The sequence below is a fragment of the Microcoleus sp. MON1_C5 genome, assembly GCF_036701875.1.
Classification (GTDB): Bacteria; Cyanobacteriota; Cyanobacteriia; order Cyanobacteriales; family Microcoleaceae; genus Microcoleus.
In genome coordinates, this window is record NZ_JAUBRN010000030.1 from 65,870 (window position 1) to 81,952 (window position 16,083).

Below are 16,083 nucleotides of genomic sequence, written 5' to 3' on the forward strand. Positions count from 1 at the left end.
GGGACAATTTTTAACGATGTTTGGATAACCGAAACGGGGACAATTCATGGAGTTGAGAATTAACCAGGCTTAGATACGTAGGCATTATAACTCATTACCCTTACTCTGCCTGACCGCGTGAAAGCTACTTAGCTGCCGAAAAACTAAGAGTGTGTTATAAAAACATGATTTGTTCCTTTCTAAAGCGCTATTCTCGACACAACGAACCCGGTGTGTTTTGACTGCGCGTTAATTTTTAGCAAGAAAATAAATATGCTCTCCATTCCAGGCATTGCCGTCCAGACACTTCTCTATGAAAGTGCCAACTCTCTGGTTTACCGGGCCATCCGGAAAGCGGATAACCAGCGGATTATCCTCAAACTTCTCAAAGAAAGCTACCCCACACCTCAAGAATTGGTGCGCTACCGCACCGAATACCGAATCACCCAAGAGTTGAAAGAGGCGGGAGTCGTGCGAGTATATGACTTGCAAAAATACCAAAACAGCCTCGTGATGTTTGTGGAGGACTTTGGCGGTGAATCCTTGAAAATATGGATGCAGCAGCGCTCCTTTACTCTTGAAGAATTTTTGCTGCTCGCTATTGCTACAACTGAAACTTTAGGACAAATTCACAGTGCCAATATTATCCACAAGGATATTAACCCTTCTAATATAGTATTCAATCCAGCGACCGGACAGCTCAAAATTATCGACTTTGGCATTTCCACTCAGCTAACGCGAGAAATGCCAACCCTGAAAAATCCCAACGTTTTAGAAGGAACCTTCGCTTACATATCGCCGGAACAAACTGGTAGGATGAATCGCTCTATCGATTACCGCACTGACTTTTACTCCCTCGGTGTCACCTTCTACGAATTGCTGACAGGAAAACTGCCTTTTGAGACAGAAGACGCTTTAGAGCTAGTTCACTGCCACATTGCCAGACAACCAGTTCCCCCGCACGCAATCAAGCCAGAAATCCCCCTAATTGTCTCGCAAATTGTCAGCAAGCTGATGGCCAAAAATGCGGAAAATCGCTATCAAACTGCATTGGGGCTCAAGCAGGATTTAGAAATGTGTCTGGTTCAATTACAAGAAACCGATAGCATAGAAGAATTTGACTTGGGAACGCTGGATCTTACAGACCATTTCCTGATTCCCGAAAAGTTATACGGCAGAGAAACAGAAGTTTTTCATCTATTAGCGGCCTTTGAAAGAGTTCGTAATGCTAGTGCCGAAATGATGCTAGTTGCTGGCTTTTCTGGGATTGGTAAAACCGCAGTAGTGAATGAAGTGCATAAGCCGATCGCCCGACAGGGCGGCTATTTTATCAAAGGCAAATACGACCAATTCCAGCGCAATATCCCCTTCAGTGCATTTGTGCAAGCATTTCGGGAATTGATGGGACAATTATTATCAGAAAGTGACGCTCAGTTACACAGATGGAAAACCCTGATTCTCACCGCAGTAGGCGAGAGTGGGCAAGTCTTGATTGACGTAATTCCTGAATTAGAACACATCATTGGCGCTCAACGTCCTGCACTAGAATTGTCGGGGAGTGCAGCACAAAATCGCTTCAATCTGCTGATGCAGAAATTTGTGCAAGTATTTACCCAAGCAGAACATCCCTTAGTGATGTTTTTGGACGATTTGCAGTGGGCAGATTCGGCATCGCTGCAATTGCTACAAGTGTTAATGCAGGATAGGGGGCATCTGTTAGTATTGGGTGCTTATCGGGATAATGAGGTATCACCGGCTCATCCGTTTATGTTGACTGTGGATGAGATTGTGAAGTCTGGAGCCACGGTGAATACGATTACCCTGCAACCGTTGAGTTTAGCAGATCTCAATCAGTTGGTAGCAGATACGCTGATTTGCGATTTATCTTTAGCCGGGCCCCTGACAGAATTGGTTTATCAAAAAACCCAAGGTAATCCCTTTTTCTCGACTCAATTCCTCAAAGCCTTGTATGAAGAGGGTCAAATTATTTTTAACCCCCCTCAATCCCCTCTTAGTAAGGGGGGCAGTAAAGGGGGGTGGCAGTGCGATATTAATCAACTTAAATTTGCCGACGCCTCGGATGTGGTGGAGTTTATGGCGGCGCAATTGCAGAAGTTGCCTGCCAAAACTCAGGATGTTCTCAAACTTGCTGCGTGCATTGGGGCACAGTTTGATTTAGATACCTTGGCAATAGTCAACGAAGAATTACCAGAACCAACGGCATCAGCGCTGTGGAAAGCCTTGCAAGAAGAACTCATTTTAGTGATTTCAGAAGGCTATAACTTTATTCAAACAGATGCTCAATCCCCGAATCAGTCTGTTGCTAATCCAACTTATAAGTTCCTGCACGATCGCGTCCAGCAAGCGGCTTATTCATTGATTCCCGACAACCAAAAACAAGCCACTCATCTGAAAATAGGACAGTTACTGCTACAAAGTTCTTCCGAGATAGAAACAGAAGAAAAACTATTTGATATAGTGGGGCATTTAAATCAAGGAATTGAGTTAATCCATCAATTAAGTGAACGCTCAGCCTTAGCCCAACTCAACTTAGAAGCTGGACGTAAGGCTAGAAATTCTACCGCCTACGCTGCGGCAAATATCTATCTACAAACGGGAATTGAGCTACTGACACCTCAATGCTGGCAAACTCAATATGAATTGGCGCTAAATCTCTATGTTGCTGCTGCTGAAATTGCCTATTTGAATGGTGACTTTGATGGTATGGAACAGATGGCAGCACTGGTTTTGCAAGAAGCCCAAACAATTTTAGAGCGAGTTAAAATTTACGAAATTAAAATTGCGGCTCAGACAGCCCAGAGCAAGGTATTAGAAACGATCGCAGTAGCAAGAGACGCACTCTTACAATTGGGGATTGAACTCCCTGCCGAACCTGATGAAGCCAAGATTGGCAAAGCGCTACAAGCCCTTGCGGGCCAACTAAGTGGCAGAAAGATTGAGGAATTGGTTGACCTACCTGTGATGACAAATCCACCGACTCAGGCAGCTATGCAACTGTCTGGTATGTTGTTTCCACCCATTTTCCAGGGAATGCCCGGTTTGCTGCCGCTGCTTAGCTCCACGATGGTGAGTTTATCGCTCTCCTTTGGGAATGCGCCCGCATCGACGGTGGGTTATGCGATGCACGGGATGGTGTTCTGTGCCTTTTTACAAGAGGTGGAAACGGGCTATGGCTTTGGGAAATTGGCACTTTCATTGCTCGATCGGTTGAATGTGCCCGAATTCAAGTCCACAGTTCTACTTTTGTTTGGTGGCTGGATTCAGCATCGCCAAGAATCTCTTTTGGCAACGATACCGACGCTGAAAGAGGGCTATAGGTTTGGTATGGAAACAGGCGACTTTGTAGACGCTGGCTACAACATATATATTTGCTTTTATACTCATTTATTCGCTGGTGTAGAACTAGACACTTGGGAACCAGAAATAGCAAGTTACAGGGCTGTCATGGCGCAGTTGAAACAATATTCTGCTCGGGTTTATTTGGATATGATTCAGCAGACGGTGCAAAACTTGAGGGAAACCCATATTCGGCCGGATTTGTTAATAGGCTCTGCCTACGATGAAACGGTGATGATTCCCAAGCACTATCAGGATAATGAATTCACGGCGATCGCTTGTGCCTGCATCTACAAACTGCTGCTTGCTTACTGCTATGGCAATTACACGGCTGCCCTAGACCACATTACCAAAGTCAAACAGTATTTGATGGGAGTATCTGGATCAGCTTTTGTTCCAATTTTTCATTTTTATGCCGCCCTGACGCACCTGGCACTTTTTCCCGCACAGCCAGCAATTGAGCAAACTGAAATTATTGCCTTAGTGGAAACCCATCAAAGCACGCTGCAACACTGGGCGCAAAATGCTCCGATGAATTATCTGCATAAATGGTATTTAGTTGAAGCAGAACGGCAACGGGTGTTGGGCAATAAAGCCGAGGCGATTGAAATGTACGATCGTGCCATTTCTGGAGCCAAAGAAAACAAATATGTTAATGACGAAGCCCTGGCAAACGAAATCGCAGCCAAATTCTACTCGGAATGGGGCAAAACAAAAGTTGCTCAAGCCTACATCTTTGAGGCGTATTATTGTTATGTTGAATGGGGAGCTACTGCTAAGGTAACGGATTTAGAAACGCGATATCCCCACTTATTCGCGGTAACTCAACCGGGAAGGAACAACACTCAAACTACCGTAGCAATGACAACGACTGGTTCGGGCAACCACCTAGATATCAGCGCAGTTATGAAGGCTTCTCAGGCGATTTCTGGAGAAATTATGCTAGATAAGCTACTGTCTAGCTTGATGAAAATTTTGATTGAAAATGCAGGGGGGCAACGAGGCTATCTGATTTTGTTAAGCCAGGGAAAACTATTAATTGAAGCTGAAGGAACAATAAATTCCGCACAAGTGACCGTGTTGCATTCAATCCCCGTTGAAACCTGTCAAGAACTTTCCAAAGCGATTGTAAATTATGTGGCTCGCACTCAAGAAAGCGTCGTACTGGATGATGCTGCGCGATCGGGACAATTTACTAACGACCCCTACATCCAAAAGCATCAGCCCAAATCAATTTTATGTGTGCCGCTGATTAACCAATCTCAAATCATCAGTATTGTTTACTTAGAAAATAATCTGACAGCGGGAGCTTTTACGCCAGAAAGAGTGGAACTATTAAAAGTGTTATCTGGACAGGCGGCGATCTCGATTCAAAATTCTAAGCTTTATACAGAAGTACGCGAAAATGAAAGCAGGCTGGCTCAACTCAACAAAGCTTACGAGCGATTTGTTCCCCATCAATTCCTCCAGTTTTTAGAGAAATCAAGCATCATTGATGTGGAATTGGGCGACCAAGTGCAGTTAGAAATGTCGGTGTTGTTTTCCGACATTCGCGACTTTACCACGCTTTCGGAAACTATGACGCCGGAGGATAATTTCAAATTTATCAATTCTTATCTCAGTCGCATGGAACCCGTCATTAATGAAAATAAGGGGTTTATCGATAAATATATTGGCGATGCGATTATGGCGCTATTTAGCGGTGAGGCGGATAATGCGGTGAAAGCGGGAATTGCTATGCTGCACCGTCTCGTTGAATACAATAAATACTGCGCCAACGCTGGCTGTGCCCAGATTCAGATTGGGATTGGGATCAATACGGGTTCTTTGATGCTGGGAACGGTGGGCGGACCAAATCGCATGGATGGGACAGTAATTAGCGATGCGGTTAATTTAGCTTCTCGCGTGGAAAGTTTGACAAAAAATTATGGGGTGGCGCTGTTAATTACCCAGCCAACTTATGCGCGCCTGAAAAATCCATCTCTGTACACAATCCGCACTCTAGACACGGTAAAAGTCAAGGGAAAATCGGAAGCTGTGACGATTTATGAGGTGTTTGATGCAGATCCCCCAGAAATTAAACAAGCCAAGTTAGCTACGCTGGAATTGTTTGCAGAAGCTAGGGCACTTTACTCGGAAGGGAAGTTATTTGAAGCGGCGCGGCTGTTTTCCGAGTGTTGGCGTCAGAATCCGGGCGATCGCGTTGCTAAAATTTACTGGGAACGCTGTGAGTCTGCATTGGTGACTCGCACAAAAATCAAAGACAGGCTACACCATTTACATTAAGCGGTTGCTATACCTGAACATCACAGCAAAAGTGCGATCGACTGCTGAGACACCCTACAAACTAGGCGATCGAAATCGGGTAGGTATGTTGTTGCGCTAAAGCGCTAAAGCGCCACAACATACGAAGTCTAAAAAGTTACTGCCTGAACTATACTGCTGGCAGTGACTCCTTTCAAGACAGCTAAATATTCCCCTGTTACCTGATACTGAATTATAGTATCGCTCACAAAAGCGCCTGTTCCTTGATAAATATTTAACTGGCTAAAAGCCAAGGGGCTAATTAAATCAATTTTGTCTTGATTGAGGGTAAAATCAGTAATCACATCGGCGGCGGCTAAGGCTGTTCCACCAGTGCCGATCGCGAGGGCAAACACATCAAAACCCAATCCGCCTGTGAGAGTGTCGGCACCAATTTCTCCAAATAAGTAATCATTGCCCCCGTCGCCAAACACTATATCGTCGCCATCGCCGCTTTCAATGCGATCGTTTCCCTTACCGCCGTAAATCAAGTCAATACCGCCGTCACCCCGAATAAATTCAATCCCCTGACCACCAAAAATAATGTCATTGCCATCGCCGCCCCTGATGCCATCATCCCCTTTTTGTCCGTAAAGCAAGTCATCCCCTGCTTTGCCATGAAGATAGTCATTGCCGGGGCGTGCGTGGATAATGTCGTTTAATGCCGATCCTGTGACGCGATCGTCCTTATCTGTCAAACCGATTACTGATTTGTTCAACAAGGTTTTGACATCGCCTAAGTTATCGTTATCGCTGATATTGACTGTGAGAGGGGCGACGAGATTATTATACAATGTGTCAGTGCTGCTGGTGGCGTGGCTAATTGGGCTGAAACGATCGCCCTCAACAACCGCATCGTCAACCGCAGTCACCGTTACCGTTTGAGCGACATTCCAGTTTGCGGGAGTAAAAGTAAGAGCCCTTTGGCTGACAGTAACTTGAGTTTCAGGGGTAATGGCGACGGTGACATTAGCAGTTGGCTGAGTATTTAGTCGCACTTTGTATATATCGCTGCCCAAGCTTTCGAGTACGTCGGTACTGCCAAGTGGTTGAAGGAAAATGACAGCGGGAGTAGCTTGAGTTGGCGTTGGAGTTATTGTCGGAGTTGGCGTCGGAGTTGGCGTCGGTGTTGGCGTCGGAGTTATTGTCGGAGTCGGAGTTATTGTCGGAGTTGGAGTGGGAGTCGGAGTGGGAGTCGGAGTGGGAGTTGGCGTAGGAGTTGGTGTTAGAGTCTGTGTTGGAGTCGGAGTCGGTGTTGGCGTGGCAATGTTAACAGTAAAACTGCCTAAATTGCTACCTACAACTTGATTGCCAAAAGTATCTTTTACTTGCGATGCTTGCAAATTAACAGCATAACTGCCATTATCTGTATCATCCCAATTTCCCCCAGGCGGAGTTAGAGAATAAGTTGCCGTGCGAGCTGTGCCATTACTATTAGTATCGACGCTGACAAAGGTAGCGGGAATTGCACCACCTGACCAGTTTACTACCAGATCAGAATTATCTAAACTGCTAACATCAATTCCACTACTATCACTGAAAGTAACTGTCAATGTCTGACTGGTGCCGCCCGCTGTAGTAATGTTAGAAATTGTACCCAAGCTAGCAGTAGGTGCCGTAAAATCAGCGGTACGAACCAGTTGAGTGGCAGCGGTATTATTATTACTCGCTGTATCCGTAGCAAGAGCCGGAAGTACATCAACTGTGACGGGGCCATCAGCATTCGGTGTGACATCAAAGGTGTAGGTTTTGGCATCGACTGTGACAAAGTTACCGACAGTCGCATTGGTGACGGTAATATCAGTATTATCAAAGCCGATGACATCTTCGCTGAATGTTGCTGTGACGCTAAATGGTGCGTTGACGGTTGTTGCTGATGCGGATGTTAAGGCAACTGTTGGTGCGGTAAAATCAGCGGTACGAGTTAACCGAGTGGCCGCCGTATTGTTATTACCCCCAGTATCATTCGCTGTTGCCGCAAGTACATCAACGGTGACATTACCATCAGCATTCGGTGTGACATCAAAGGTGTAGGTTTTGGCATTAACTGGGACAAAGTTACCGACTGTCGCATTGGCGACAGTAATATCAGTATTATCAAAGCCGATGACATCTTCACTGAATGTTGCTGTGACGCTAAATGGTGCGTTTGTGGTTGTTGGGGATGGGGATGTTAAGGCAACTGTTGGCGCTGTAGCATCATTCGTGCGAGTCAGTTGCGTGGTGGCGGTATTATTATTGCCAGCAAGATCAGTGGCTGTAGCAGCAGGGACATCAACGGTGACAAGACCATCAGCATTCGGTGTAACGGTAAAATTATAAGTTGTGCCGCTACCCGTGAAATTGCTAATCGTACTGTTAGTAAGATTAACGTCGCTGGCAATAAATCCTGTGACGCTTTCGCTGAATGTTGCTGTGACTAAAAATGGTGCGTTTGTGGTTGTTGGGGATGCGGATGTTAAGGCAACATTTGGCGCCGTGATGTCGGCAGTGCGAGTCAGTTGCGTGGCGGCGGTATTGTTATTGCCAGCAAGATCAGTGGCTGTAGCAGCAGGGACATCAACGGTGACAGGGCCATCAGCATTAGGTGTAACGGTAAAATTATAAGTTGTGCCACTACCTGTGAAATTGCTAATCGTACTGTTAGTAAGATTAACATCGCTGGCTATAAATCCTGTGACGCTTTCGTTGAATGTTGCTGTGACTAAAAATGCTGCATTTGTGGTTGTTGGGGATGCGGATTTTAAGGCAACTGTTGGCGCTGTAGCATCATTCGTGCGAGTCAGTTGCGTGGCGGCGGTATTGTTATTGCCAGCAAGATCAGTGGCTGTAGCAGCAGGGATATCAACGGTGACAGGGCCATCAGCATTAGGTGTAACGGTAAAATTATAAGTTGTGCCGCTACCTGTGAAATTGCTAAGCGTACTGTTAGTAAGATTAACGTCGCTGGCTATAAATCCTGTGACGCTTTCGCTGAATGTTGCTGTGACTAAAAATGGTCCGTTTGTGGTTGTTGGGGATGCGGATTTTAAGGCAACTGTGGGTACAATGGTGTCAATAACTATGGCTTTACTACCGCCGAGGGAATTGGGTGTGGCGGTAGCGGGGAGGCCTAAGATGGCATCCCCAGTCAAATTATCTTTAATTGTGCCGCCGTTGAGGGTGAGGGCAGTTGTGGCCAGGTATTCTAAGTCACCCGAGGTGTCTGGGGCTTGCACTACATAGTTGAAGGTGAGGGCTGTAGTACCGCTACCGCTGGTATAGGTGGCCAAGCGGTCAGTTGTGCCTGTTTCTAGTAGCAGTTGGGGCGTGCCACCTGTGGTATCTACGTTGACAGCGGCATCGAAGGTGACGGTGATATTGATAGTAGAACCGACACCGTAGCTGCCGTCAGGGTTGGTGGCGGTGACAGCAGTAACTTTCGGGGTAGTGTTGAGCAGGATGGAGACGCTGTTGCTGAAGCCGTTCGCCACAGCTAAGTCAGGTTTCCCGTCGCCGTTGAAGTCGTCGATGATGGTGGAGCGGGGGCCATCGCCCGTTGTGAAGTCAACTTTGGTGGCGAAAGTAGGGGTGGTGGCTCCGGGGGCGGTGGTGTTGAGCAGGATGGAGGCGGTGTCGCTGCCCGCGTTCGCCACAGCTAAGTCAGGTTTTCCGTCGTCGTTGACGTCGTCGATGCTGGGGGAGTAGGGGCCATCGCCAGTACCGAAGGTGACTCCTGTGGCGAAAGTGGGGGCGGTGGCTCCGGTGGCCGTGGTGTTGAGCAAGATGGAGGCGGTGTCGGTGAAGATGTTCGCCACAGCTAAATCAGGTTTCCCGTCGCCGTTGAGGTCGCCGCTGCTGACAGCCAAGGGCTTAGTGCCACTAGGGAAGTCAACTTTGGAGGCAAAGGCGGGGGTCGTAGCTCCTGCGTCGGTAGTGTTCAGCAGGATGGAGACGGTGTCGTTGTTTCTGTTTGCTGCAGCTAAGTCAAATTTGCTGTCGCCGTTGAAGTCGCCGACGCTGACGGAATAGGGGATTGCGCCAGTACGGAAGTCAACTCGGGGGGCGAAGGTGGGGGTGGTAGCATTTGCGGTGGTAGTGTTCAAAAGGATAGAGACGGTGCTGCTGCTAGTGTTGGCGACAGCTAAATCTGGTAAATTGTCCCCGTTGAAGTCTTTGCTCTCGACGGATAAGGGCTGAGCGCTTGTACTGAAGTTAACATTACTGGCGAAGGTGGGGGCGGTGGCCCCTGCGGTGGTAGTGTTCAAAAGGATAGAGACGGTGTTGCTATTGGAGTTCGTCACAGCTAAGTCAGGTTGACCGTCGCCGTTGAAGTCATCGATGCTGAGATCCCAGGGTTTAACGCCACCACTAGAGAAGTCAACTTTGGAAGCGAAGGTGGGTGTGGTGGCTCCTGTGGGGGTGGTGTTGAGCAGGATGGAGACGCTGTTGTCGCTGTAGTTCACCGTTGCTAAGTCAAGTTTTCCGTCGCCGTTAAAGTTGCCGGTGCTGACGAAGAGGGGGTAACGGCCAGTTGATAAGTCAACTTTGGGGGCGAAGCCTAGTAAACCGCTGTAGGTTTTGAGGGTGGTTTCTGTGACGGCAAGTTTGGGTCTGTGAGGGGATGGGGGGATGAGTTGGGGGATGTCCCAGGTGCCTCCTCGTTCGCTGTTGCCTGTGGTATTAGTGTTGGCGGCGATGTTGGCGCCTGTGAGTTGGTGCAGTTGAGTGAGGAATGCGTAACCTGCGTGCCCGGCTGCTACGTTACACCCGTAGAGGAGAATATCGGCACGGGGAATTAATGCTTTGCGCCACTGTTTGAGTCCAGGGCCGAAGCTTTTTATGTTGCTGCTGTTGAGTGTATTTGTACCGAGATGTACGGAACCTGGAGAGCCGTGAGAGATAATGTGGATTGCTTCGATATTTTGTTCAATTGCTAACCTTTCGGTGATTTGCTCAATGCCATCGAGCGTTTCATCTAGGATAATTACTTCAGCATTTGGGGAAACGCCGTTAATTAAACTCTGGTAATCTTCAACATTTGAGTCGATAAAAATTAGTTGTGAAGCATTTTTTTGTGGTGTCATTTGTAGCCTCTTACTTTTTCAAGCGGTAAGCCGAATAAAAAATATTTATTGCTCATTAAAAACCTCTCTAATGGGGCTTCTGGTGTGACTCTACTCCTGAGTTGGCTATTGAGCGCGCACCGCCCTCTGCCAGTTCGTAAGTTCTGTCTTTCCTGGCAGTCATTTTTGTAGTCCAGTTTTCTTGATTATCGCCCGCTCTCCTTAGCAGAAAACTCCAATTACTATTTTCTTGCTCCCAGCTTCATTTCATACCATTTGTAACATTTTTATCTGACCGAAGCTAACCCAAATTCAATCATTTCCAACACTTAGGCACTCACGCCCGTTGGGTTGGGTGGCACAATTTGCCTCTGCAGCTTTTATGGGTAGATTGTTGGTGGGATGCAAAATATATCGGCATCCCCGAAAGCTACACCACGAAATTTACTAGCTCAACTATACTGCTGGCAGTAACTCCTTTCAATATAGCTAAATATTCCCCTGTTACCTGATACTGAATTATCGTATCGCTCACCAAAGCGCCTGTTCCTTGATAAATATTTAACTGGTTAAAAGCCAGGGGGCTAATTAAATCAATTTTGTCTTGATTGAGGGTAAAATCAGTAATCACATCGGCTGTAGCTAAGGCTGTTCCACCAGTATCGAGCGCGATCGCAAACACATCAAAACCCAATCCGCCTGTGAGAGTGTCGGCACCCATTTCTCCAAATAAGTAGTCATTGCCCCCATCACCAAACAATAGATCGTCACCATCGCCGCTTTCAATGCGATCGTTTTCCTTACCTGCGTAAATCAAGTCAATACCGCGATCGCCACTAATAAATTCACTCCCTTGGCCGCCAAAAATAATGTCATTGCCATCACCGCCCCTGATGCCGTCATCCCCTTTTTGTCCGTAAAGCAAGTCATCCCCTGCTTTGCCATGAAGATAGTCATTGCCGGGGCGTGCGTGGATAATGTCGTTTAATGCCGATCCTGTGACGCGATCGTCCCGATCTGTCAAACCGATTACTGACTTGTTCAACAAGGTTTTGACATCGCCTAAGTTATCGTTATCGCTGATATTGACTGTGAGAGGGGCGACGAGATTATTATACAATGTGTCAGGGCTGGTAGTGGCGTGGCTAATTGTGCTGACCAGATCGCCCTCAACAACCGCATCGTCAACCGCAGTCACCGTGACCGTTTGGGCGACATTCCAATTGGCCCAAGTAAAAGTAAGGGCCCTTTGGCTGACAGTAACTTGAGTTTCAGGGGTAATGGCGACGGTGACATTAGCAGTTGGTTGAGTATTTAGTCGCACTTTGTATATATCGCTGCCCAAGCTTTCGAGTACGTCGGTACTGCCAAGTGGTTCAAGGAAAATGACAGCGGGAGTAGCTTGAGTTGGCGTTGGAGTCGGAGTTGTTGGGGGAGTCGGAGTCGGAGTTATTGTCGGTGTTGGCGTCGGAGTCGGAGTTATTGTCGGAGTTGGAGTTGGCGTTGGAGTCGGAGTTATTGTCGGTGTTGGCGTCGGAGTTATTGTCGGAGTTGGAGTTGGCGTTGGAGTCGGAGTTGGAGTTGGCGTTGGAGTCGGAGTTGGAGTCGGAGTTGGAGTCGGAGTTGGCGTTGGAGTCGGAGTTGGAGTCGGAGTTGGCGTGGGAGTCGGTGTTGGCGTGGGAGGCGGTGTTGGCGTGGCAATGTTAACGGTAAAACTGCCTAAATTGCTACCTACAACTGGATTGCCAAAAGTATCTTTTACTTGCGATGCTTGCAAATTAACAGCGTAACTGCCATTATCTGTATCATCCCAACTTCCCCCAGGCGGAATCAGCGAATAAGTAGCCGTGCGAGGTGTACCGTTACTATTAGTATCGACGCTGACAAATGTAGCGGGAATTGCACCACCTGACCAGTTTACTACCAGATCAGAATTATCTAAACTGCTAACATCAACTCCACTGCTATCAGTGAAAGTAACTGTCAATGTCTGACTGGTGCCGCCCGCTGTAGTAATGTTAGAAATTGTACCCAAGCTAGCAGTAGGTGCCGTAAAATCAGCAGTACGAACCAGTTGAGTGGCAGCGGTATTGTTATTACTGGCAGTATCCTTAGCTTTAGCCTCGGGTACATCAACTGTGACGGGGCCATCAGCATTCGGTGTGACTGTAAAATTATAAGTCGTGCCGCTACCTGTAAAACCGCTAACCGTACCGTTAGTAACATTAATGCCACTATTACTAAATCCTGTCACAGTTTCACTAAATGTTGCTGTGACTAAAAATGGTGCATTTATTGTTGTCGGTGATGCGGATGTTAAGGTAACTGTTGGCGGTGTTAAATCAGCATTACGAACCAGTTGAGTTGCTGCGGTATTATTATTACTGGCAGTATCCGTAGCTGTTGCCTCCGGTACATCAACTGTGACGGGGCCATCAGCATTCGGTGTGACTGTAAAATTATAAGTCGTGCCGCTACCTGTAAAGCCGCTAACCGTACCGTTAGTAACATTAATGTCACTCGCACTAAATCCTGTCACATTTTCACTAAAAGTTGCTGTGACTAAAAATGGTGCATTGATTGTTGTGGGTAATGCGGAGTTTAAGGCAACTGTTGGGGGTGTTAAATCAGCGGTACGAACCAGTTGAGTGGCAGCGGTATTGTTATTATTGGCAGTATCCGTAGCTTTAGCCGCAAGTACATCAACTGTGACGGGGCCATCAACATTCGGTGTGACATCAAAGGTGTAGGTTTTGGCATCAACTGTGACAAAGTTACTGACATTCGCATTGGCGACAGTTATATCAGTATTATCAAACCCGGTGACATTTTCATTAAAGGTAGCAGTGACGCTAAATAAACCATTTACTGTTGTTGCTAATGCTGATGCGGATGTTAAGGCAACTGTGGGTGCAGTCGTATCAATAACTATGGCTTTGCTACCGCCGAGAGAGTTGAGTGAGGCGGTAGTGGGGAGGGTTAAGAAAGCGTCAAAGGCTGTACCCACAGTTTCTTTAATTGTGCCGCCGTTGAGGGTGAGGGCGTTGGTGGCGAGGTATTCTAAGTCACCGGAGGTGTCTGGGGCTTGGACTACATAGTTGAAGGTGAGTACAGTACCGCCGCTACCGCTGACATAAGTGGCAAAACGGTCAGTTGTACCTGTTTCGAGTTGCAGTTGCGGTATGCCACCTGTGGTATCTACGTTGACAGCAGCATCGAAGGTGACGGTGATATTGATAGTGGAACCGATACCGTAGCTGCCGTCAGCGGTGGTAGCGGTGACAGCAGTAACTTTGGGGGTGGTGTGGAGCAGGATGCCGGCGTTGTTGTCGCCCGGGTTCCCCACAGCTAAGTCAGGTTTTCCGTCGCTGTTGATGTCGCCGATGCTGACGGAGCGGGGGTAACGGCCAGTTGGGAAGCGAACTTGGGGGGCGAAATCAGGGGTGGTCGCTCCGGTGGCAGTATTGTTGAGCAGGATGGAGACGTTGTTGCTGAAGTCGTTCGCCACAGCTAAGTCAGGTTTTCCGTCGCCGTTGATGTCGCCGATGCTGAGGAATCTGGGGCCAGCGCCAGTTGGGAAGGGAACTTGGGGGGCAAAAGTGGGGGTGGGGGTTCCGGTGGCAGTAGTGTTGCGTAGGATGGAGACGTTGGCGCTGTCCGTGTTCGCCACAGCTAAGTCAGGTTTGCCGTCGTTGTTGATGTCGCCGATGGTGACGCCGAAGGCGCCAGCGCCAGTTGCGAAGGTAACTTGGGTGGCGAAAGTGGGCGTGGTGGCTCCGGTGGCAGTAGTGTTGCGTAGGATGGAGACGTTGGCGCTGCCGTAGTTCGTCACAGCTAAGTCAGGTTTTCCATCGCTGTCGAGGTCGCCGATGCTGACGCCGAAGGGGCGATCGCCAGTTGGGAAGGGAACTTGGGGGGCGAAAGTGGGGGTGGCGGCTCCGGTGGCAGTAGTGTTGAGCAGGATGGAGACGTTGGCGCTGGAGTCGTTCGCCACAGCTAAGTCAGGTTTCCCGTCGCCGTTGATATCGCCGATGCTGACGGAGGTGGACTTAGTGCCAGTTGGGAAGGGAATTTGGGTGGCGAAAGTGGGGGTCGTGGCTCCTTTGGTAGTGGTGTTGAGCAGGATGGAGACGTTGTTGCTGGTGTAGTTCGCCGTTGCTAAGTCAGGTTGACCGTCGCCGTTGAAGTCGCCGATGCTGACGCCGAAGGGGCCAGCGCCAGTGGCGAAGGGAACTTGGGGGGCAAAAGTGGGGGTGGTAACTCCGGTGGCAGTATTGTTGAGCAGGATGGAGGCGGTGTTGCTGCTGGTGTTCGCCGTTGCTAAGTCCGGTTTCCCGTCGCCGTTGAAGTCGCCAATGCTGACGGACAAAGGGTTACTGCCAGTAGGGAAGGTGACTTGCGGGGCGAAGCCTAGTAAACCGCTGTAGGTTTTGAGGGTGGTTTCTGTGAGAATTAGTTTTGGCTTTTGAGGGGATGGGGGGATGAGTTGGGGGATGTCCCAGGTGCCTCCTCGTTTGCTGTTGCCTGTAGGGTGGGGGTTGGCGGCGATGTTGGCGCCTGTGAGTTGGTTGAGTTGAGTGAGGAATTGGTGGCCTGTGTCTCCGGCTGCTAGGTTACACCCGTAGAGGAGAATATCGGCACCAGGAATTAGTGCTTTGCGCCACTGTTTGAGTTGAGGGGCGAAGCTTTCTATGTTGCTGCTGTTGAGTGTATTTGCACCGAGTTGTACTGCACCTGGACTGCCGTGAGAGATGATATGGATTGCTTCTATATTTTGTTCAATTGTTAGCCTTTCGGTGATTTGCTCAATCCCATCGAGCGTTTCATGTAGGATAATTACTTCCGCATTTGGGGAAACGCCGCTAATTAAACTCTGATAATCTTCAACATTTGAGTCAATAAAAACTAGAATTGAAGCCAACTTTTGGTGTATCATTTGCATCCTATTCAATTTTAAATTTTTAGAGTGTCCATTCAAATAGCATTTATATAATTACTAGCAATCAGATGCTAATGATTCCATTAGTCCTTGCGATTGCTTCGCTTGGTTCGCAATAATATTGTTAGTATTTCTGCACTTACTGTTAGGTTATTACGAATAACAAATTAAGTCTCAGCCGCGATTAAATAAGCAATTGGAAGCACCTTTATACCTTACCAAGGACTGCCAATTATTGACTTATAAAATGTATTAAAACCATAATTTATTACTTTAGAAATATAGTTTTCTGCGTAATTATGCTGTGTAACACCCCAGGCTGCGTAATGTGGGCTGAAAATTATAGCAAAAGTACGATCAACTGCTGAGACACCCTACAAACTAGGCGATCGAAATCGGGTAGGTATGTTGTTGCGCTAAAGCGCCTTATCGCAACAAAAAAAGAAGTATAAAAATTTA

The 16,083-nt window shown here is 47.8% G+C and carries 3 protein-coding genes; 1 reads left to right on the plus strand and 2 read right to left on the minus strand.

Features of this window, described 5'->3' with window-relative positions; translation table 11 throughout:
- The first annotated feature begins 252 nt into the window (after positions 1-252).
- A complete protein-coding gene (locus tag QUA71_RS16265) occupies positions 253-5,622 on the plus strand; it encodes an AAA family ATPase (RefSeq protein WP_333286462.1) in 5,370 nt (1,789 codons plus the stop codon).
- A 128-nt stretch (positions 5,623-5,750) separates the two neighbouring features.
- On the opposite strand, the gene QUA71_RS16270 is transcribed toward QUA71_RS16265, so the two are convergent.
- Positions 5,751-10,706 carry an Ig-like domain-containing protein gene (locus tag QUA71_RS16270; RefSeq protein WP_333286464.1) on the minus strand — a complete coding sequence of 1,652 codons (4,956 nt, stop codon included), beginning with the start codon at positions 10,704-10,706 and terminating at the stop codon, positions 5,751-5,753.
- A gap of 409 nt (positions 10,707-11,115) precedes the next feature.
- Positions 11,116-15,621: an FG-GAP-like repeat-containing protein gene (locus QUA71_RS16275; RefSeq protein WP_333286466.1), complete on the minus strand. Its 4,506-nt coding sequence runs from the start codon at positions 15,619-15,621 to the stop codon at positions 11,116-11,118.
- Positions 15,622-16,083 lie beyond the last annotated feature (462 nt).

Bases quoted from the DNA above. Each gene is read 5' to 3' on its own strand.
- QUA71_RS16265 (WP_333286462.1), top strand. From the start codon at position 253: ATGCTCTCCATTCCAGGCATTGCCGTCCAGACACTTCTCTATGAAAGT.
- QUA71_RS16270 (WP_333286464.1), bottom strand. From the start codon at position 10,706: ATGACACCACAAAAAAATGCTTCACAACTAATTTTTATCGACTCAAAT.
- QUA71_RS16275 (WP_333286466.1), bottom strand. From the start codon at position 15,621: ATGATACACCAAAAGTTGGCTTCAATTCTAGTTTTTATTGACTCAAAT.